20 protein-coding genes and 1 pseudogene (1 of these 21 running past the window's edge) are annotated in these 21,518 nt (G+C 48.4%); 7 read left to right on the plus strand and 14 right to left on the minus strand.

The genetic code is table 11. The features are described from left to right. From C3F13_09515 to C3F13_09525, 3 genes and pseudogenes are all read right to left on the minus strand, one after another. Positions 1–1,178: pseudogene (locus C3F13_09515) on the minus strand (catalase-peroxidase); it reaches 1,060 nt to the left of the window's first position. A 32-nt stretch (positions 1,179–1,210) separates the two neighbouring features. Beyond that, complete coding sequence (locus C3F13_09520; GenBank protein PWB53371.1) at positions 1,211–1,657, minus strand: transcriptional repressor; 447 nt, start codon at positions 1,655–1,657, stop codon at positions 1,211–1,213. A 109-nt stretch (positions 1,658–1,766) separates the two neighbouring features. Continuing rightward, positions 1,767–2,231, minus strand: coding sequence for a hypothetical protein (locus tag C3F13_09525; GenBank protein PWB53372.1), 465 nt, complete (start codon positions 2,229–2,231; stop codon positions 1,767–1,769). Positions 2,232–2,482: 251 nt separating this feature from the next. On the opposite strand from C3F13_09525, the gene C3F13_09530 reads away from it, so the two are divergent. The 7 genes from C3F13_09530 to C3F13_09560 all read left to right on the plus strand — a co-directional run bounded on the left by C3F13_09530 (position 2,483) and on the right by C3F13_09560 (position 9,858). Further along, on the plus strand, positions 2,483–2,953 hold the full coding sequence (locus C3F13_09530; GenBank protein ID PWB53373.1) for a limonene-1,2-epoxide hydrolase: 471 nt from the start codon (positions 2,483–2,485) through the stop codon (positions 2,951–2,953). After that, positions 2,895–3,878, plus strand: coding sequence for a short-chain dehydrogenase (locus tag C3F13_09535; GenBank protein PWB53374.1), 984 nt, complete (start codon positions 2,895–2,897; stop codon positions 3,876–3,878). The genes C3F13_09530 and C3F13_09535 overlap by 59 nt, the downstream gene beginning before the upstream one ends. 12 nt (positions 3,879–3,890) lie before the next feature. Beyond that, the gene (locus tag C3F13_09540; protein PWB53375.1) at positions 3,891–5,492 is read left to right on the plus strand and encodes an NAD(P)/FAD-dependent oxidoreductase; all 1,602 of its coding nucleotides are present in this window, start codon (positions 3,891–3,893) and stop codon (positions 5,490–5,492) included. A 543-nt stretch (positions 5,493–6,035) separates the two neighbouring features. Then, positions 6,036–6,881, plus strand: coding sequence for a 2-hydroxy-6-oxo-6-phenylhexa-2,4-dienoate hydrolase (locus C3F13_09545; protein PWB53376.1), 846 nt, complete (start codon positions 6,036–6,038; stop codon positions 6,879–6,881). 580 nt (positions 6,882–7,461) lie between these two features. Continuing rightward, a complete protein-coding gene (locus C3F13_09550) occupies positions 7,462–8,481 on the plus strand; it encodes a hypothetical protein (GenBank protein PWB53377.1) in 1,020 nt (339 codons plus the stop codon). Positions 8,482–8,813: 332 nt separating this feature from the next. Then, positions 8,814–9,245, plus strand: a complete 432-nt coding sequence (locus C3F13_09555; protein ID PWB53378.1) for a hypothetical protein — start codon at positions 8,814–8,816, stop codon at positions 9,243–9,245. A gap of 148 nt (positions 9,246–9,393) precedes the next feature. Then, positions 9,394–9,858 (plus strand): DUF4442 domain-containing protein, encoded by a 465-nt coding sequence (locus C3F13_09560; protein PWB53379.1) that lies wholly within the window; start codon positions 9,394–9,396, stop codon positions 9,856–9,858. 146 nt (positions 9,859–10,004) lie between these two features. Here the strand turns inward: C3F13_09560 and C3F13_09565 are convergent, their stop codons facing one another. From C3F13_09565 to C3F13_09615, 11 genes are all read right to left on the minus strand, one after another. Continuing rightward, a complete protein-coding gene (locus C3F13_09565; GenBank protein ID PWB53380.1) occupies positions 10,005–11,225 on the minus strand; it encodes a hypothetical protein in 1,221 nt (406 codons plus the stop codon). Positions 11,226–11,399: 174 nt separating this feature from the next. Beyond that, positions 11,400–11,618, minus strand: coding sequence for a hypothetical protein (locus C3F13_09570; protein ID PWB53381.1), 219 nt, complete (start codon positions 11,616–11,618; stop codon positions 11,400–11,402). Positions 11,619–12,065: 447 nt separating this feature from the next. Further along, a complete protein-coding gene (locus tag C3F13_09575; protein ID PWB53382.1) occupies positions 12,066–12,284 on the minus strand; it encodes a hypothetical protein in 219 nt (72 codons plus the stop codon). Positions 12,285–12,608: 324 nt separating this feature from the next. Beyond that, entirely contained in the window at positions 12,609–12,905 is a 297-nt protein-coding gene (locus C3F13_09580) for a hypothetical protein (protein ID PWB53383.1), read from the minus strand. Between the two features lie 113 nt (positions 12,906–13,018). After that, positions 13,019–14,731: a hypothetical protein gene (locus C3F13_09585; GenBank protein ID PWB53384.1), complete on the minus strand. Its 1,713-nt coding sequence runs from the start codon at positions 14,729–14,731 to the stop codon at positions 13,019–13,021. Continuing rightward, on the minus strand, positions 14,722–15,135 hold the full coding sequence (locus C3F13_09590; GenBank protein ID PWB53385.1) for a hypothetical protein: 414 nt from the start codon (positions 15,133–15,135) through the stop codon (positions 14,722–14,724). Before C3F13_09590 ends, C3F13_09585 begins: the two co-directional genes overlap by 10 nt. 23 nt (positions 15,136–15,158) lie before the next feature. Next, positions 15,159–15,623, minus strand: a complete 465-nt coding sequence (locus C3F13_09595; protein PWB53386.1) for a hypothetical protein — start codon at positions 15,621–15,623, stop codon at positions 15,159–15,161. After that, positions 15,620–15,886 carry a hypothetical protein gene (locus tag C3F13_09600; protein PWB53387.1) on the minus strand — a complete coding sequence of 89 codons (267 nt, stop codon included), beginning with the start codon at positions 15,884–15,886 and terminating at the stop codon, positions 15,620–15,622. Before C3F13_09600 ends, C3F13_09595 begins: the two co-directional genes overlap by 4 nt. A 600-nt stretch (positions 15,887–16,486) precedes the next feature. Then, complete coding sequence (locus C3F13_09605) at positions 16,487–18,211, minus strand: hypothetical protein (protein PWB53388.1); 1,725 nt, start codon at positions 18,209–18,211, stop codon at positions 16,487–16,489. Positions 18,212–18,256: 45 nt separating this feature from the next. After that, positions 18,257–20,008, minus strand: coding sequence for a hypothetical protein (locus C3F13_09610; protein PWB53389.1), 1,752 nt, complete (start codon positions 20,006–20,008; stop codon positions 18,257–18,259). A gap of 175 nt (positions 20,009–20,183) precedes the next feature. Next, entirely contained in the window at positions 20,184–21,512 is a 1,329-nt protein-coding gene (locus C3F13_09615) for a hypothetical protein (GenBank protein ID PWB53390.1), read from the minus strand. Between the last annotated feature and the right edge of the window lie 6 nt (positions 21,513–21,518).

Here is a 21,518-nt window from a genome sequence, read left to right on the forward strand (position 1 = left end):
GCGCGGGCGAAGGCGTCCGCGAATTCAGCGGGGTTCGCGAGGTAGCGCCGGGCGATTTTTTCATAGGCAGGATCGAACTTAATCGAAAGGTCGGCAGTCGTCATCATCGGGCGATGTTTCTTGGTCGGATCATGGGCGTCAGCTACCATATCCTCTTCATCAACATCCTTTGCCAGCCAGATATAAGCGCCTGCCGGGCTTTTTTGCAGCTCCCACTCGTACTTGAAGAGCACCTTCAGATAGCCCATGTCCCATTTGGTGGGGTTCGGCTTCCAGGCGCCCTCGATGCCGCTCCCGGTGGTGTAAGATCCCTTGCCGGTACCGAAACGATTCTTCCAGCCCAGGCCTTGCTCTTCGATGGGAGCACCTTCTGGTTCGGGCCCAACCAGTTTCGGGTCACCTGCGCCATGCGCCTTGCCGAAGGTGTGACCGCCAGCAATGAGTGCAACGGTCTCTTCGTCATTCATCGCCATGCGGGCGAAAGTCTCTCGAACATCATGCCCTGAAGCTGCGGGAACAGGTTCTCCGTTAGGACCTTCCGGGTTCACATAAATAAGCCCCATCTGCACGGCTGCGAGTGGATTTTCGAGGTTCCGGTTGCCAGAGTAGCGCTTGTCTCCCAACCACTTATCTTCGGAACCCCAGTAGATATCCTTTTCTGGCTCCCAAATGTCTTCACGCCCACCGGCAAAGCCAAAGGTTTTGAAACCCATTGATTCCAGGGCGACATTACCAGCAAGTATGAGCAGGTCGGCCCACGAGATCTTGCTGCCATACTTCTGCTTGATTGGCCAGAGCAGCCGGCGTGCCTTGTCGAGATTCACATTGTCGGGCCAGCTATTGAGGGGGGCAAAACGCTGGCTGCCGTTACCGGCGCCACCACGTCCATCACCGATACGGTAGGTACCCGCGCTGTGCCAGGCCATGCGGATCATGAGACCGCCGTAGTGGCCCCAATCGGCCGGCCACCAATCCTGTGAATTCGTCATCAGCTCCTGCAGGTCTTTCTTCAACGCTTTCAGGTCGAGCTTCTTAAATTCCTCGGCGTAGCTGAAATCTGCCCCCATCGGATTTGACTTGGTGGAATGCTGGTGCAGGATATCGAGGTTCAACTGGTTGGGCCACCAGTCCCGGTTCGATGTGCCTTTGCCAGCTGAATGTGGGTGAGTCATGCTCATGTCTGTGGTTTTGCTATCTTCCATCTTTTTATTTACTCCTTTTTTCTGCTGTTGGATAATTTGAGGCAATTTGGGCATAGCCCATAATACATCATGCGAGTACCCAGAAGTTGATAACCTGAGCTGATGCTGATTTCGTTACCCAGGTTAGAAATGCGAGGGGAGCTAATATCCACGATTTTATGGCACGAAACACAGGCCAGATTGACGTGGGGAGTGATATTTCCATCATAATGGATATTGTCATCCCCTGCGCTGCCTAATTCATTCACCAAGCCCAGGTTCACCAGGGTATTCAGGGTGTTATAAACTGTCATCAAAGAAAGGGATGGGTATTGTGCCTTGACCTGATCATAGATCATGGCTGCGGTTGGATGAAAATTGGTCTCAAACAATAACTTACAGATTGCTATTCTTTGAGGCGTGATCCGCACCCCGTGATGTTTTAGGATGGGTATGAAATCATTAATTGACGACATAATATATTATATCTATTATAATATAATAATCATTATAATTTGAAGGAATTAATTAGAAAATTAGTCGGCATCCGACAATTGTGGCTCATGAAACTATTCACACGGCGAATCAATGAACCTGAGAATCTTCCAACACTCCCCAGTCTTCGTCCAGGTTGTATCTCTTCTGCCTGGCCATAAAATGGACCACGACCCTGGCCTTGGCCAGCTCGGGGTGGTTTATTAAAAGGATACGATCTCCATAATAGAATGCTTCAAGCACCATTGGCAGGTGATGCCTGAATATACCATAGCGCATGCGTGCAGTTCCAAATACCAATCCGCCGCTCACATGGCAGAAGACATGCAAGCTGGCGGCTTCCGACAAATCCCATTCGGCCAGCACCTCATCGCGCATCAGCCGGGTGTAGAGGCCCTCGATCTGTGGAAAATTAATCTCTTTTCCAATAGTCAAGAACAGTTCACCAGTAGCATCTGAATGGGTCAACGTATAGGCACGGGGGCTAAGCGGTCCAGCTTCGTCAGCACCATCGAGGAATCGCACATGTAGCAAATCGGGATTAAGGTGGGTCATAGCCAGGGTTGTGAGTCATCATCTGAAATTTGACGACCTGATATCGATACCGTGTTTTTATGTTATCTCGATTATACATTGCTATGGAAGATGGTAAACAATATACTTACCACGATTGGTGGACATATTTCTTCAGGTAGACTCATGGGTCAGGATGGTGAAACCCTCGATCCACTTTTTATTCATCATCGTTTTCTTTTATAATAGGAAAAATTCGAGTAAAATGAATCACATTAATGGTATAAATTTAAATGGATGAAGCCTCCAAAACACAGCAAATCGCCATATTAGAGCCGCTGACCGCTGAGCACCTCTGCGAGCTCTGGTCGCGGACGTACAACACACAGGGCAAACCTGATTGGTCACACTTATTTCCCTACTACCATGATGACATCATCTTTGATGACAGCATCCAGCATCTTGAGGGTAAGGCGGATTTCATGGCGATGTGCAACCGTTTAGCTGGCCGATGTGAATCGCTCAATATGGACATCCTTTCGATCGTTAAGCAAGATAAGCAAGTCTTTTTTCAATGGAAGATGGTGATGAGCTTTAAACGATGGCCCAACACCCCCCTCTATGGCTGCACCAGTCTCACCCTGGCTGAGGATAACCGCATCATTACCCAGCGTGATTATTTCGATCTATGGGGGACGATCCTGAATGGTATTCCCTTGCTGCAAAGCTCTTATTGGAAGTTCATGCGGAAATATTTCGGGTAGAAGTTTGAATTATATGAAACTGCCCGAAGAACTTCAATTCATCGAAAACGCCCGACAGCCCCAAAAGACAACCCAAGTGCATATGGACGGCAAATTATGTGTGCTGACCGGGGCGACATCGGGTGTGGGCTATCAGGCCGCCAGGAGGCTTGCCAAGGGAGGAGCCAGCCTGGTGCTGGTATGTCGTAATCCCTATAAGGCTGCCCAGGTGCAATCTGAGCTGCAGCAAGCCTATGGAAACCAGGTGGATGTGGTGCAGGCTGATTTCTCCTGTCTCGATGAGGTGCGCTCAGCCGCAGCTTCACTCCTGGCGAGCTATGCGCATATTGACGTGTTGATCAACAATGCCGGACTGCACAATACCCACCGGACGCTGACCAAAGAGGGCTTCGAGACCGTTTTCTGTGTAAACCATCTGGCGTCCTTTCTATTGACCCGCTTGCTCCTCGATCGGATGGTTGCCAGTGCTCCCAGCCGTATCCTCCAGATCAACTCACAAGGTCACCGTTTTTGTGGGTTGGATCTCAGCGACCTGAACTGGCAGCGACGGCGGTATCATGGGCTGCAGGGTTATGGAGCTTCCAAGGTTGCCCAGCTGCTCACCGTATGGGAGCTGGCCGAGAGATTACAAGGTACAGGCGTAACGATCAATGCCATGCATCCGGGAGAGGTGCGCACAAATATCGGCATGAACAATGGGCCGGTCTACCGTTTCTACCAGCATTATCTGATTAGCTGGATACTAAAAAACCCGGTTATCTCGGGTGAGGCAATATATTACCTGGCGGCTGCGCCCGAGATGGCTGGGGTGAGTGGCAGGTTTTTCAACCAGACCATCGACGAGAAGCCAGCCATGCACGCCCTCGATCGGGAGCTGGGTAAGCGCGTGTGGATGATCAGCGAGCAAGCGACCGGGCTGGCATGAGCTGACGGGTCAATGTTTGGAGGAGAACGTATGGAGTATGACGTCATTGTTGTCGGTGGTGGGATCGCTGGATTAATCGCCACAGCCTATTTCTCCAAAAGCGGCTTACATGCCCTGCTGTGTGAGAAGGAAGCAACCTGCGGCGGGCTGATTAACTCATTCGAGCGGGATGGCTTCGTCTTCGATGGTGGCATCCGCGCCATGGAGAACTCGGGTGTGTTACTGCCGATGCTGAAGCATCTGGGCGTGGAGCTCGAGCTGGTAAGAAACCATGTGTCTTTAGGAATAGAAGATCGGGTGATCCGCGTGGACAGCGAAGCCAGCACGGACGATTACCAGGCACTGCTCGAAGGACTGTATCCACAATGTAAAGCTGAGATCATCAGCATCATGGAACAGGTCCGTTTGATTATGAAGTACATGAAAGTGCAGTATGGCATCAACAATCCGATCTTCCTGGATATGAAGCAGGATCGAGACTACATGATGAAAGAGATCCTGCCATGGATGGTGAAGTACGCCCTGACCGTCCGGAAGATCACCGCCTTGAACGGGCCGGTGGTGGATTTTTTACGCCAATACACTCACAACGAGAGCTTGCTGGACATCATCTCACAGCATTTCTTCCAACAAACCCCCGCCTTCTTCGCCCTGAGTTATATCAGGCTATACCTGGATTACAACTATCCGCTCGGAGGGACAGGCAAGCTCGTCGAGAAAATGATTGCCTTCATCGAAAACCATGGGGGCAAGATTAGCACGCAAACCGATATTCGCATGGTTGACCCAGGGAACCGCATGGTCATGGATGCCCAGGGAAACCAGTACCAGTACAGAAAGCTGATCTGGGCGGCCGACTTGAAATCCTTCTACAGGCTGGTCGACTTGAAAAATATTCACGATCAGCAGATTAAGGAAGCTATCCTGCATCGCCAGGTTGAGGTGGCGGATAAGGTGGGCAATGATTCGGTCTACACGGTGTACCTGGCTGTCAACCTGAATCCAGGTTACTTCAAGCAAATCGCCAGCGAGCATTTCTTCTACACCCCCAGCCGGCAAGGCCAGTCGCAAGCCGGGCCGCTACCGGTTAATGCAGAGCGTGATGAGATTGAGAGCTGGCTGGAGAAGTTCTTTGCCCTGACCACCTATGAGATTTCCATCCCGGTGCTGCGGGATGCCTCCCTGGCACCCGTGGGGCAGAGCGGGTTGATCGTGAGTGTACTGTTCGATTATGCACTGACCAAGCACATCCAGGAGATGGGCTGGTATGAGCCGTTCAAAGCCCTGTGCGAGAGGTGCATCATCAGCACCTTAGATGGTTCCATTTACCCGGGGCTCCAGCAAGCTGTGCTAAACCAGTTCAGCTCTACGCCGCGTACCATGGAACGCCTGGCAGGGAATTCTGAGGGAGCCATCACTGGCTGGTCGTTCACCAACCACCCCATGCCGGCCGAGAGCCGGTTGCCAAAGATCATGAACGCCATCACCACGCCTGTACCGGGTGTGTTCCAGGCGGGCCAGTGGACCTACAGCCCGGCTGGTCTACCCATCTCCATCATCACCGGCAAGCTGGCTGCAGACCGGGTGATTAAGGAGCTAAGAAAGGGGAAATAATTGGATCGTGAGCTATATAGTGTGAGATGTTCGTAGATATTGAAGAGGTCTGAGCTTATTTAATCAGCCAGTTTACCTCATAAGTTTCGCCACAACTGCTTGCTTCAACGCCACTCTCTTAGCCATCTAGCATTAAGGTGATAACGTAATACATAAGAATTATGTAGTTTCCTGTTCTTCCGGTATCTAGGCGATGTTCCAGGGACACCGAGTGGAACGAAGTTCTATTGTTGTGACCCAAACTATCCACTTTTAGTGCTCTTACCCCCTTTATATAACCGGCTATCAAGCGAGCAGTGAATGGATGCTGAAAACCTATTCATACGACTATCTTTCGGCATTTAATCGAGGTTTTCAATAATCAAGTATGTCGCGTTATAAGGGAGCTGTCGATATACAAAATACCAATAGAGGTAGAATCGTAGTTGCACAGTACAAAATTCGCTTACCCTATAGCAGAGCTTCATGGTCTACAGCGCTGCTAAATCATAGCTAACCACTTAATTGGTTTGCATTTTTGGATGAAATGAGGAAGAATTTTGGATGGATTGCGAACTCAAAGACATCACAGTTCACTATGAAATGTTAGGTGCGGGTAGACCCATTATTATGCTCCACGGTTGGTCTATTGACCATCGTCATATGATGAGTGATTTGGAACCAGTCTTCGAGCATCGTGACGGATGGAAACGGATCTATCTTGATTTGCCTGGTCATGGAAGGACACCAGGAAAAGATTGGATCACGAACCAGGATAAGATGCTAGACGTCGTTTTGGATTTCATTGATAACATTATTTCAGGACAAAAGTTCGTGGTAGTAGGCGCGTCAGCAGGTGCGTATCTAGCTCGTGGCATAGTCCATCACCGCATGGCAACCCTAGATGGCTTACTGCTGATGGTTCCCTTGATTGTAGCTGACGATGCCATTCGGTGTGTGCCTCCTCACGTTACCTTGGTCGCAGACGCAGCACTTGCAGTTCAATTGGAACCTGAGGAAGCGGAGGGTCTATTTCAAGGCGCTGTTGTCCAAAGTCGAAAGGTCGTAGATTACATTCGGGCTAACTTTCAGTCAGCAAGTGAGATTGGTGATCTGGACTTCCAGGCGAAGATAAGGGAGTATCCCAAGAACTACGCATTCTCATTCGAAATTGATGCGCTTCCTCAGCCATTTCCTGCTCCAACGCTGATTGTTACGGGGAGGCAGGATTCCTGGGTTGGTTATCACGATGCCTGGGAAATCCTGGATAACTATCCTCGGGGCACATTTGCTGTCTTGGATCGTGCAGGGCATTTCTTGGGGGTTGAGCAAGAAGACCTGTTCCATGCGTTAGTGTGTGAGTGGCTTGATCGAGTGGAGGAATATGCCGGAGTATCAAGTCGAGTTTAGTTCCACCAAAAACCATCTCGACCTAACAATATTAGGCATATGTAAGTGCATGGCATTTTGAAGAGTGGAACATAAGTGATACAACGCCCTCATGAAGTCACTAACTAAATCCTCTCGTATAAATGCTGTAACCCAGGTTATCAATTAAATAAACCGGCCTCCGTAGTAATCTGGTTACCGGTCATGCAGAATTAATTTTAATAGCTGCTCGTCGCAGGTCTCTGAGATCGATCTGGATCGGAGTGAGTATATTATCCATCACGCGAGCTGCTTCATCCTGAGTCCCTGGAATATTGCTCGCTTTTTGAGCATAGTGAGCAAAGCGAGCTGAGTGAGCATAACGGGTTTTAAGATCGCCAGTTAGTGATCCAGCATCCCCCAAAAAATTAACCAGGATATTGTCTCATATCTCAGTCGAGGGAAGTTATTAGAGAGGCGCTTATCAGCCGTCGTGACTCTACGGAAGGATTAATGGTAAATATTTGGACCTTGATTAAATAATTCCGCATCTTTTCCTCTGCGATTGAACCGATAGAAGGTGATTAAAGTAAAATGAGTTAAAAAAGGAATCGGGATCATTATGCTTAAGTTAGGCTCTATCTCACTAACCTTGATTGCTATGGTAATTGTAGGTTGCCAACCCATAACAACTACCCCGGTACCATCTCAAACCCAAGCAGCTTCTGCAACGAAATATATTGCTCCAATACTTACCGAAACTCCGACAAGCCCGCCCGCAACCGCGACGTCCACTAGAATTCCACCCTCGCCGACCCTCAGCTTTACCAGGACGCCAATCCCGGCCATATCCACGCCGACTCCTAGTCCTACCCCCCAGATTACGACGCGCAGGCAGGACGGCAAGATCATGGTTCTCGTACCCGCGGGCGAGTTCGTGATGGGCAGCCCAGCTGGTGAGGGGGGCGACGATGAAGTCCCGCAGCACAAGGTCACCCTGGATGGCTACTGGATCGACCGAACGGAGGTGACCAACGCGGAGTACCGCTCTTTCGTTGAGGCGACCGGCTACGGGATGCCGACGACCTGCGATTGGGGAGATCCTACGTATAACGATGCAGCGAAAACGAATCATCCGGTAGTGTGTGTGAGCCGGGATGACGCCCAGGCGTACTGCGAGTGGGTTGGGGCGCGCCTGCCTACCGAGGCTGAGTGGGAGAAGGCAGCGCGGGGAATCGATCGACGATCTTACCCGTGGGGAATCGGTTTCGATGGGACCCGGCTCAATTACTGTGACGTCAACTGTGATGGCGAGCAAAGAGACACGGCGTATAACGATGGCTACGTACAAACAGCTCCGGTGGGTAGCTACCTGACAGGCGTCAGCCCATATGGTGCATTAGACATGGCAGGCAATGTATGGGAGTGGGTGAGCGACTGGTACAAATTCTACTACTACACCAGCTCACCTGAGAGCAACCCACTTGGACCGAATGGAGGTCAGTTTGGAGTGATACGAGGCGGCTCGTGGTGGGGTTTTTACACCAATGCGCGCACAGGCTTCCGCGCCAACTTGGAACCAGTTCAACGAGAATCGCAAATCGGGTTTCGCTGTGTAGTTCCGTACACGTCTGCTCCGTAGATCTGCTCGTTAGCTATCGTCCGTAGGTGGGATGCATGCGGGGAAGCACTTGCTAAGGTGTAAATTGATTGAGTAAAAATCGGACCGGCCTTTAGAAAATTGACCTGGAGGCCGGTTTTTTAATCATTAATGTGGACTAAAATTAGGTTGCTCATTAAAAATTCAAGGGATTGGAGAGTGAATAGAATTAATTAATTGTTCCTGATCATCCTGATCGGTCAGCTTCATATGTACGTAAATGATAATCTTGGAGTTTATGCCCAAGATAGCTGGATGGTAGGAGAAATAGCACAATCGAAAGTATTGACCCAGAAATATTTATGGAGAATATGATGGAGATACACGAAGAAATACTCAATTTCTTCCAAGAACGCTTGGGCTACACAAACGAAGAAATGAAGCTTTTCAAAGAAAATCCCAGGAATATCGATGTTCTATTAAAAACTATCCCCCTTCTGAATAAATCCATCATCGCTGAAGTTGTGGAATCACATGGGTGCAACAGTCAGCATAAGGTTGGAGATAAATTTATATTTGATGGGGCAGGTAATCTAATTACAAAATTATGCCCGAAGAGGATCTGCATAGATGCTTTGTCTTCAATAACACCGCTTGTCTTCTCATCAAATGAGTTATTTTACGCTGGAGCTGATCCTAATAATATGAGATTCAAGCGAACTGGAAGCTTTGATGTTGGAGTGCGATGCGGGGGTTGGGGTCGCATCATCATGGAACTTCGAGTAGAAGATCGAAAGAAGGATTGATAACGATGCCAAGTATTTTGTTTACGAAATTATCATCACGCGAATTGTTTTCCTAAACTAATCCTCAAGATGATTAGTTAGGAATTACCTGTAATTAATGTGTCATCGAAATCAATACACGCGCATTGATAGATAAAGGAGAATTGCCATGAGCTCAACTTTAGCCCTTTATAAACGATTTACTAGATATCCATTCGGCAGCGCCATTATCAGCATGGCATTAGGCTTCCGTGCACCGTACTTTTCGACGATTCATCCTCGTATTACGCAGTTGCGTCCAGGATACTGTAGCGTGGAAATCAAAGAACGCCGATCCATAAGAAATCACATTGGAACCATCCATGCTGGCGCGCTATGCACATTAAGTGAGTTGGTTGGGGGGCTGGCTGTCGACGCAACACTTCCCTCCAGTCTGCGATGGATTCCAAAAGGGATGACAGTGCAGTACATCAAGAAAGCAAAAGGAAAGTTGGTGGGTGAATGTTCTGTTGCCCCAGGAGTTCTTACAGCTGGAGATATTAGCATACCTCTACAGATAAAGGATGAGAAAGAGGAAACCGTGCTGAACGCAGTGATTGTCTTCCACATCAGCGAACGGAAGGTTACGAATTGAATAGTGTGTTGGTAGTTTGAACGCTAATGACTTCGGATCAGACGGTTGTGGGTTCGAATCCCGCCGGGGGCGCCAGATGTGGGGATTGTTATTGATATACCGCCATATATAGGGGTGAAAACCTAGTTTTTTCAGCTGGATCATCATTAGCGGTGCAGATCGTTGCAGATGTTCGGGATTGGATTTGATATCAATTCGCCCTGGGATGACCCCCTGTTCACATTCCCGGGTAAAGTAAATTTAATCGGTGAAATCAATTCATCCATCAAACGAGCTGCTCCCTCCTGCATTTCGTTGTACAGATGACCATAGATGTCCATTGTGATACTTGGTTTTGCGTGCCCCAGGATCTTCGAAACCACTATTACCGGTATCCCGTTGTTGAGCATCAGCGATGCTGCTGTGTGCCTGAGATCGTGAATTCTCACCCTTGGTACCCCTGCCCGTTCTAGCACCCGGTTGAAATCCAAACGCAAGTTACTGGGATTTAACGGTGTTCCGATTTTGGATGGAAAGATCAGATCGTTCTCCTGCCAGCGCTGACCCGCAAGGTCCTTCTGAATTTGCTGGAATTCTCTGTGCTCACGTAAGGCCTGAATTGTACCTTCTCCAAGCTGGAGTGTCCTGCGACCTGAACTTGTTTTTGGCTCCTGGAAAAAACACCCAATTCCACGGACATCCTGCAACTGTCGTTGCACATACAATCGCCCACTACCCCACTGCAGGTCTGACCACTTCAATCCCAGAAGTTCTCCCAAACGCATGCCTGTTTTAACTGCCAAGTGGTATAACCCAACAAAAGGAGAGTCAATTGCAGCCAATAAAAATCGGTTGACCTGCTGATCATCCAAGACCTTCTTCTCGCCATGTTTATAACGAGGCAGTTTAGCATGTGAAGTAGGGTTACGCGTCAAGATCGATTGAATGACCGCTTTTTCAAATGCGCAATGGAGGATAGAGTGCACTAAGCGTACAGTTCGGATGCCCACTCCATTTTCGATCAATCCAGTATAATATTTCTCTACCTGGAAGAGTGTCAGGTCTTTCAGAGGTACTTCACCCAGGCTTGGAATGATATACTTTTCCGTTGTCCTCGAATAGCTATCAGCTGTTTTTAGCCGCAATGCTTTCCGGGAAGTATCTAACCAGTCATGTAGGTAGTCTTTCAACAGTATCTTGCTACCCTGGTAATCGAAACCTCGCTGTAAGTCACTCTGCATATCGCGTAGCCAGGTTAATGCTTCAAGTTTTGTCTTGAAGGTGCGGGTGACGCGATGACCTTTAATTGGGGTGGTTTGTGCACGCCAATGCCCACTGGGTGGTCGGGAAATTGACCCTTCATATCTACCGCGGATGTGTTTTGCCATTCCCTCTTACTCCTTTCTTTTCAAAGAGTTGAGGGAAGGCATACCTGCATGCCCTGTCCATTCAGTTTTTAAGGTACAAGCGAACAGAATCATTGTAACTCTCTTGCGAATAGATGGACAGGAGAAACAAGGCGTAATAACCATTACCGGAGGAACTATTGAGACATCCCTTTATCAAATATTCTCGCCGGATCTGTTGGAATTGATAAATTCTTCTAAATCCTCTGGTCTAACCCTCACAGATCGACCCAGGTGAACTGTTTTAAGAGTACCGGTTTGCATTAAGGCGTATGTATGAGAGCGAGAGATATTCAATCGAATGGCAACTTGATGAACGTTCAACAATGCACCTGGAAAGATTTTTGATTGTCCGAATTGTTGACTGTTTTCCATTTTTAGAACTCCTTATTTCTTGATATGGTCTAATTTATTCTTATCGATATGCTCTCGTGTTTACGAGTCAAAAAATATTCTTTGCCGATCAATCCTTGCTCATTTACCGGAAAGCCAAACCCAAATCTGGAAATTGATTGATGAAGAGTAAGATCTGACTGGGCACAATTGATACATGATTCCTCAATGATTTTTGTCAATTGATGCAGAGAATTTTTCTTAAGATTCGGTCTAGCACCTCTTCTCTTTCCAAGCAGTAATGTGTTGCATCAACGATTATCATAAAATGCCTCCTAAATCACAAAAAACCAAAATCTTCAAAAAGCGAAAAAATTTCGTGCGAACCACCCCGCCCGCTTGCTGATCTCCAATCGGAAACTTTATTGGCCCCTCCCCCCTTGCCTGTCAGATTAATCGAGCTGTGCACATTTCTCACCATAAATACTGTCATTTTGCCCCTTCATCATTTTGTTTCTGCTTCTCATTTGTGATTCGTCTCCCAGGACTATGAGGCCGGTACGATCGGGCAGCCCCACCAGCATCTCGGATGAGCTGCACCAGGTACTCAGGCACATGACCGTCCTGTAGTTTGCTTATAAATACTTGCTTCTGGCTCGGTGAGAGATTCCTCATCTCTTCGGATAAGATAGTAAGAAGATCCAGCATAGGCAATATCTCCATTGATCACGCAGGTTAACAAATCGATCGGATCCATCCTGAATCCAATGACCTCTAGGAATAACTCAGCTCCGCCTGGGTTCAAAAAGAAATATAGACAATCGACGATCGTCAACCAGCTCGATCTCGAATGTTGAAGATCCAAGATAGCACGCACAACTACTGCGGCTGCCAGGTGAACAAAAGGATCCACTATCGCCAGTGATGAGGTTGGATCCGGTGTCGCATCGAGATCCAAATAAGACTGCTCTCTGCGTCTTACCTGCCTATTCCGGTTCATATTCATAGCCATCCTTCACAGCATGTGATCCATCAGTCGAGCAGCGAATCTTGGAGGATGATTGCAATTGCATCTTCAATTGTCGTGATAACAGCCACCTGGCCTTTCCATCGCCGGATCCATTCTTCTTCGCAAACTGTTAGCCTGGGAGCTCGATCTTTGCAATTCTTGACTTCGATCACGAAATTCTTATTCATGTATCCACACAATAAATCCGGTGTGCCTCTCCCTATTTGTGAAAGGTCCTGGACGCTGCAACCGATTGATCGCAATGCCTGGATTATTTCAGCTTGATTGTGATCAGTTCGTTTAGGCATGATCATCACCATAAAAAATCTGATTCCCGAGGTAAGCGAGTTCCCTGCCGAGGGTGCAGAGGGTTAAACAATCTATTTTGATAATTAACAAAATCAAGTTTTTCTCCGATCAATTACAGTTTGTGTTAGTTAATAAAAATACACTCTGCACCCTCTGCACCCTCGGCGTTCTTCTTTCCTTTAAGCCAGAATGTGTAATACGTCCGTCTTTTACGATCCTTTTTCCACTCGATATCCATCATCAGTTTGAGTGCATCACGAATCAATTGCAGACGACGGGCGAACTTTATCGAGGTATCAGGCCAATCCTTAGGAGGCTTGGTTGTTGAAAACAGCAATGCGGATATGTCGTGATAGAGATCAGCACTGGCTATTTCTTTGCCATGTTGTTCAGGGTGTTTCTCCAGCCAGGTCATTAATGAATCAGCGATAATGTCATCTTCCAGGAGCATATCGGTTTGAGCTATCTTGAGTTCTGCGATGAATGCATCCCATGCCGGCTCTTTATATTCCAGCCTGGCAACCAGCCTGCCGAATGATTCCCAATCGCCCATCCGCCAGATTGCGGTATTTTTCAGATCGCCTGCTTTGATTCTGGCTACAATCGCATTTAAGATATTGAGTGTATCACCCCACCAAGCAGAGCGATTCAATTCCACGTTTTCTAAAAAACTGCGTTCAACCTTAAGGTATTTATCCGGGATCTTAACAACTGGTAAAATGACGAGACGATCCACTAGGTCATCCCGCCGAAGGGTCTCTGGCGTCCTGGCAGTAAATACTAGCCAGCTCCGATAATGAACAGTTCCCAGCTCGTTGTTCGTGTAGAGCTTGCGATAATGATCTACTGCACCGGTTGCTAGCCGTGCCAGCTTGTCACGCATCCAGCCGTGAAATTCATCCAGGTTGTCCATCGCAAGAATGTGAGCTGCAGCTGCTGAGGCGGTGAAGCCATCTGGTTTTTCAGGGACCCCAGGGAGTTCTGAACTCCGTCCATACATGGCCTGTAGGATTCGCCTTATAGTCATGCTTTTACCGCTGCCCTTCACACCAACTATCGCTAGAAATGGACGTGTCGGGAGCAGCTCCGTGAAAAATGTCGAAAGGATCCATACCCTTAGAGCCAGACGGTACTGCTCAGATTCTGACTCGCACTTTTCCTTATTGCCAGGTTCGCTGAAATTCCAAAATGCATCAGCCAACCATGCAAATACCCCAGGCTGGGAGAAATCGGGCTCATAAGGTTTCCAGCTAGGGTCATCATCAAATATTACATTCTCACCATTGCATTCTTCGCTGATCGCTTTACCATCCAGCCGAAATACCATTCCATCGAATCTGGATACTCTCAATACCTGATTGGTCTTATCCCAGGCAGCCATTTTTAACACTGGCCTGGGTTCACTTAGCATTGCGACTGTTGCACAATCCGCCTGTAAATATGTGAAATCGGTGCTAGCTGGATTCGCTCCAGTCAGGCTGTACAGCCACGCTCTCCAATAATTACTGGAGAGATTTAATAATTTCAATTCAGGTTTATAAAGGTAATAGAGATCATCATTCTCGGACCTGATAAAATCTCCGCGATCGAACAGCCAATTCAGGACCATCTCGCCGGCATTTTGTCGCCTAATAAGTGATGGTGTTTTTAAGTTAATCAGAACATCCGAAAGCTCCTGGGCAAATTCAGGATCCGGGCAGGGGATTCCATGGGATAACGCCTCTGCTGCGGACGCCAGCTTGGATGGAAGTCTATCTCCAACTAATAATGACTTCTCCTTAATATCGGGAAGATCGTTATAAATACTATCCTGGTTATCATCGTTGTTTAGTGCCATGCTCCGATTTCCTCAGCTGCTTCGATCCATTCCGAAAGACTCGTCAGGGTATGTCTTGTGATTGCCAATCCCTGGAGCTCTCTAATCGCTGCTTCAACCTGTTGACTGATACTCTGCTCATATTCAGTGATCGCAGATATCCACAAGGCATAATCCGATAGGAATTGGAAATTACTGGCTATGCCAATCGTGATCGCAACTTGTTGATCCTCATCAGCATTACGCAGATCCGGAAGTTTATCTTTCATCGCCAGGATAAACTGCCTCGCATGATCATCCGTGAAAGCTGATTCTTTCAGCCGGTCCAACATAGGAAGGACTAAAAGCGGATCGATGGCGACACAACCAGCCAGGATCCGAGTCAGCTCGTTCGAGCGTAGGACACACACCTGGTCAAGATTCATCTAGCCGGTAATCCATTACTTTATCACCAGGGGATATCGTCAGCCGGTGGTTCCGGAGGTGGAGGTGGAGTGATTGTAGTCGTAGCTGCAGCCGGTTTAGCCTTGCTGTGAGGAGCTGCAATGACATCCATGATCCGGTTAAAGTCGCCACCGTCCTTCGTGTATCGTTCTATATTGACCAAAACTCTTTTATTAATCAACCGGGAGGCAAGAAAATCTGCGGCTGGGTCGAATTCTCCAGCCAGGGCAGCCCGTGACCATCTATACAGTTTTGATTTCTCGCTGTAATTCGCTGAGCACCAGGCAAGCAGGTCAACACTTCCCTCGGTGTATTCCAGGCCTTCGATCCCATCGGTCAGCACGTGGAAGACGAGTTTAATTTGATCGCCAAAGTTACCCGTCGTTTTTTCGAGGCTGGTGATTGTAGCCCGGTAAGTGCCAGCTGGGATCAATAAGAATGTTTTTTTTGGTATAGAAAAATCGTTCATTTTGTTCTCCTTTTAGTCTCATGTTTTTGTTTTACCTTTTCATTTCCTATATTTTTATTAACAACCATCCCTTCTCTTTCTGCTGGCGAAGATTCCGTAAATACTTCAAACGAAGCGTTTGTTCTGCGAAGTGTTTCATGTAGTGAGAGTCGAATTACGTCGGAAAAACTTACCCCCAGCTGATCCGCCAGCTCGACCGCTGCTCGCTTTTCCTCCGGAACCATTCGGATCATTACAACCTCGGTTTTTTTCACTTTCGACATATTTATACCTTTCGGTTAAATAAATCGGGGCCGCGTCAGCAGCTAATGCTGAGCGCGGCCCCGGTAGGTTGATTACTACTCGGCCAGGCCGATCAATTAATTTGAATATAGCACAATTATTCTAATAAGTCAATACAATGTCTTGACTTACACATGCTTTTTAACCTTCATATTTATTGACACTTCTGAATTCTTAAACGTTCCTAATAATAAAGCATTCGTATTTTCAATCAATCTTCAACCAGGGCAATTTTTTTACTCGACATTATTTAATTAACCACAAGATTTAGCGGTTTTAGGGAGGTACCCCAAAATCTTATGATAGAACTTCTTGCATAAATACATCCCAATTGGATACTCTCTTACCCAGAGGAGGTCGTAGATTTGACGCCAATTCTGCATACAGATGAACCCCCAGAAAATGGGGTGTTTATATTAATTGACTTGTTATATATGGGCATACGCCCACTCCCCAGCTGCTCAGGTGATGACCGACAGGGTCATCGACCTTTAGAGGCCATCCCCTTTATTATGATCCTCTTATATCTTGGTCTGCGAGTAGCTTTTATTCGATATGAACAGCATCTTTAGTAGCTAACTTTATGTCGAACCAAAGCGGGTGCGAAACGCGTTCACCGCTGCCCGCACCGATAGATGGATGTTTTCCTCACCGATACGGGTTGTTAATCCCGTCACCAGCAAGAGGTCTCGTAGCGGTTTATTCGCCCGCGCGATCCATAATTCGATACATCGCCTTTCCAAATCCACGTCCAGATTCTCAATAGCGTCTGCAGCTGTTGAATCGAAATCACTGATTGCTTCACAATCCAGAACAATACATTTCAGACTTGGACCCGCATTGCTGATAAGTTCTTCCATGCGCTCGGTAAAAAATGCTGCGTTGGCAAACACGAGCGGCGCATCGAAACGATAAACTATTAAGCCTGGCTCGGTCATTACCGTATCTTTATCAGTAACACCGCGATATACCGTTCCTCCGTTTGCATCGATACCGTCCAACAATGCATCGTGTGGCCGCGAAATGTGATAAATGAGGTTGACCAGCGATAGAATGACTGCCACAAGAATCCCCTGCAGGATACCCACCGTAAGTACACCCAATGTTGTCACCACTGCCAACCAAAATTCGACACGACGCACCTTTCTCAAGAAGCGAAACGCAGCGAAATCAATCAATCCCAATGAAGCAACGATGATGATCGCCCCCAAGGCAACCGTTGGTAAAGGTGCCAGCAACGTAGTAAAAAAGAGCAGGAAGATGATGGTGAGAATGGTGGCGAAAATTCCAACCCATTGAGATTTTCCGCCCATCTGATCGGAGACGACTGTGCGCGATGCGCTCAGGGCGGCAGGAAATCCAGTCAAAAAACCCGCTCCGATATTAGCCATCCCGATCGCAATAAACTCCTGGTTGGCATCGATCTTTTGACTGTGCCTGTTTGCAAAGACACGGGCGGTCAGGATTTCGTCTGCATAGATCAGGATTGTGAGAGCGATGGCGGCGGGCATGAGTGAAAAAATATCCTGACTACTGACAGCCGGGATGGATAATCGTGGCAGTCCAGCTTGCACCGCACCGACGATAGCAACTCCCTTTGACTGTAGATCAAGAATAGCCGATAGGAAAATGGCAACGACAACAACGATAAGTGGACCGGGTAGAGAACGATTCACGCGGCGCATGATCAATAGTGCAGCAATGCAAGCGATGCCAATTATGAAGGTAAGTCCGTGCGTTTCATCGAGGCGACTGATAAGCTCAAAAACCTGTCGAAAGAATTGATCGTTCTCGAGGCTGATGCCAAACATCTTACCAAGTTGGCTGACAATCACAATAAGTGTCACACCAAAAATGTAACCAACGAGAATTGGCTTGGATAGAAAATCAGTAATGAATCCCAGCCGTGCGATCCGGGAAAGGATTGCCAGGATACCCACCAGGATAGCTGTCATCGCTGCTAATGCAGCATAACGTACCGAGTCTCCACCAGCCAATGGTGCCACAGCTGCTGCGGTCATGATAGCAGTTGTCGCTTCTGGACCCATGATGACCTGCTTGGAGGTGCCGAACAGGGCGTACATCACCATCGCGCCAAGGGCAACATATAGCCCTGCAACAGGGGTGACCCCAGCGAGGTCACTGTAAGCCATGGCTGATGGAACGAGCACCGCGAACACTGTAATCGCCACGATGAATTCAGACCGAAGCTGCGTGAAATTTACACCTTTAAAGAGGTTCAAACCGGGAATGTTCCTGCTTATGCTGGTAAAAGCAGGTGATGGGTGCTTTATACCTCGTTTCATTTTAAAGTAGCCAAAATCCTGCCGAATTCCCGTCTGGTTTAGGGGTCAATCTTTTTTGGATAAATCTGATAATTCGAGAAAATTAACGGCAGCGTCAACTGTCGGAAATCCATGATCTTTACTAATCAGCTCATTCAATCCCATTCTACGAGCTGCTTCTGCTACTGGCGCATGGACATCAGCAACATACACAGCGATTCCTTTTCCCTTCAGCTCACCCAACAGGCTTTTCAGCATTTCTACACTGGTGATATCCAGATTGTCCTCTGCAGTAGAATCCAGCACCACAGCACGCGGAGGCGGTTGGGTCACAGCAATGTAGGATCTAACCAGCTCTCGAACGGTCTGGGCATTTGCATAGTATATCGGTGCATCCAAACGCAGGATTAAGATTCCAGGAACTGGTATGTTCTCAGGGTGCCGACTCAAATCAGAATACGCCCCTGGTATGCCGGGGACACGTCCGAGGGATGAAAGATGCGGTCGACTCGATTTGTATATTACAAATACCAGTGAAGCTACCAAACCAATCACCATTCCTGGCAGTACATCGATCAAGATTACCCCGAGCAGAGCTAAAACGCCAAACCAAAACTCAACTGGTGATGCTGATCGAATCTTTTGTAGCTTGCGAGAAGCAATGATGTGCCAAACCGCATGGATGATTAACGCTGCCAGAACAGCCTCGGGTAGCTGGGTGAACAATGGAGTAAGAAAGAGCAAGGTGATGATCGTAAAAATCCAGGCTACTAAATTTGTAACCTGGGTTCGACCGCCCGCACCCTCTTTAACAGCTGAAGCTGACATGCCGCCGGAGGCAATCATACCGCCGAATAATGCACTTCCCAGGTTTACGACAGCATGGGCGTTCAATTCTTGGTCGGCATTGACATCATATCCGTGTTTATCAGCAAATTCATGTGCCACACCAAGCGCTTCACTGAATGCCACCAGTAATACTCCAATCGCTGGCAGCAGCATAGAAAGATATGCGGTTATCGGTAGCTTGGGAATGACCAAGGCTGGCAATCCTTGTGGCAGCTTTCCTACCACCGATACCCCATACAAGTCACTCAGCTTGAGCAAACTACTAACCAGGATGAAGCCAAAAAGCACCACCAGACCAGCTGGGATCTTTTTGCTCAATCGTGGTAGTAAAAAGAGCAATCCCATCGCGGTGATGCCTACCGCAAAGGTGACCCAATTTGCCTGAGACAATTGTTTTATTATCCCCACAAACTTCTCCACCGTGTTTCCATTAGGTTTGCTCACTCCGAACAGCTTGTTTAACTGACCTACTGCTACAAAGATTGCCAAACCCATGACGAAGCCATCCATTACCGGTTTGGATAAAAACTGAGTAATAAAGCCAAACCGCGCCAACCCGGCGACTAAAAAGACGATACCAACCACCAGAACAAATGCCGTGGCATAGGTCTGGTAGGTAGCAGGATCAGAAGCATTAATCGCTGCAGTGCTAACCAACAAGGTAGCTACCGATGACGCCAGCAAGGCAGATGTTGCTGAAGTGGGTCCAACACTTAAATGGCGCGCAGTTCCAAGCAAGGCATAAATCAGAAGCGATGCCACCAAAGTATAAAGGCCAGCTTGAGGAGGTAAACCAGCAATACCTGCATAAGCCATTGCTTCCGGCACCACCAAACCCCATAACGTCAGTCCGGCAATGATATCTAAGCTCAACCAGGTGCGATTATAGTGAGGAAGCCACGATAGGATAGGTAAGAAACCTGATATTTTTCGTGATGGTTTTGGGATTTTCAAAGATTGGCTAGACATATCATTTCCCTATAAGGTCCTGTTGGCTGTGAACCGAAAGAATCCGATGAAGATTCGTGGTTATTCGTTTGGGGGATCTCAATGGAGGCGACCATCAAGATCCCCTGCTTGATTCGATCGAATTTATCAGTGCCTTTATCAGCAAGCCTTCTTTCAGCAAAGCCGGGTCATCTGCTCACTTGACATTGATATAGATCCAGAACTGGCACACCACCTGACTGCCCGCAGCGATCTGCCACAACTCTCCGTAGACACCAGGGTCGAAAGGCGCGAGCATCGGCATATAGAAATAATAGGTCCAGCTCGGCTCAACATTGGTGGTGAGATCGTATCGGTCAGACCCTTCATGGAGTGGCATATTTGACACTGCGCCGACATAGGAGATATCATAATCTGCCTGGCTCCAGGTAGTTGCGCTGGTATTCTTGAGCACCCAGACGGTAGTGAACTGCGTGCCGGCCGCCTCTACGGTTGCATCCGGAGGAGTCTGGCTGACCAGTGTGCATCCCGTGGTGGTGATCGATGGTGGGGTTGACTGTACGACAGGCGGTGCTGGTGGTGCTGCTACGACCGGGACATTATCAGTATTCTGGGTAGATCCATATCCGGCCGCCACCCACCCCAACCCGTCGGCTGAGTACTGGGTGGAAATCTTCACTTGCCACCATTGACTATCTGCAGATTTACCCGTAATCTCACCGGTAGATCCTGCCGGCGCCACTGCCAGGATTGGGTAGTTTGTCCCAGGGCCACTGCGCACGTTCACTGCTGTGGTTGTCGTACCGCTGGGTGCGCCTGCAGCTGGTGTGGGTTGCGGAGCAGATGCAGGAGCTTGAGGGGATTGGACGGTCTGGACGTTTTGTACGTTTTTAGCTGAGGTATATTGTGCACTCACCCACCCATACCCGACACCAACTTTTTGCGGGTTCACCCTCACCACCCACCATAAGCCGTCCACGCTCTGGCCGATCACCCAACCGGTAAGGCCCGCCTTGGCGACCCCATAAGCGGCGTAATTCGTGCCAGGGCCGGCACGCACATAGGTGTTGGCGATGGTCGTAGCTTGCGGATCATCCGGGCCAGGCTTAACGAGGTCAGTTGTGGCTGGAACGGGGGGTGCGGGTAGAACGGGTACGCCATCGGCATTTTGGACGTTCACCCAGGCGGCATCCACCCACCCTGCTCCATCAGGCGCGACAGGGATACTGACAGCCCACCATAAGCCATCTTCGCTCTTTCCAATCACCGTCGCAACCTGTCCCCCGAGAAAAGCCCCGTAGACCACATAATCGGTACCAGGACCGCTCATGATCACCGTGTTATACCTGGCGACGGCAGAAGGTTCACCTGCGGAAGGTGCGGGAAGCATTGCAACTTGAATATTAGGGTCTGGAGTCGGCCCAGGTGGTGCTTCCGTTGGAACCAGAGTGGCTACAGCTGTAGCGGGAGGTGCCTGGGTGGCGATGGGCGCGCTCTTGGTCACTTCTGCGATGGCTGTCTGCACCGCCTG

The sequence above is a fragment of the Anaerolineales bacterium genome, assembly GCA_003105035.1.
Lineage (GTDB): Bacteria > Chloroflexota > Anaerolineae > Anaerolineales > UBA4823 > FEB-25.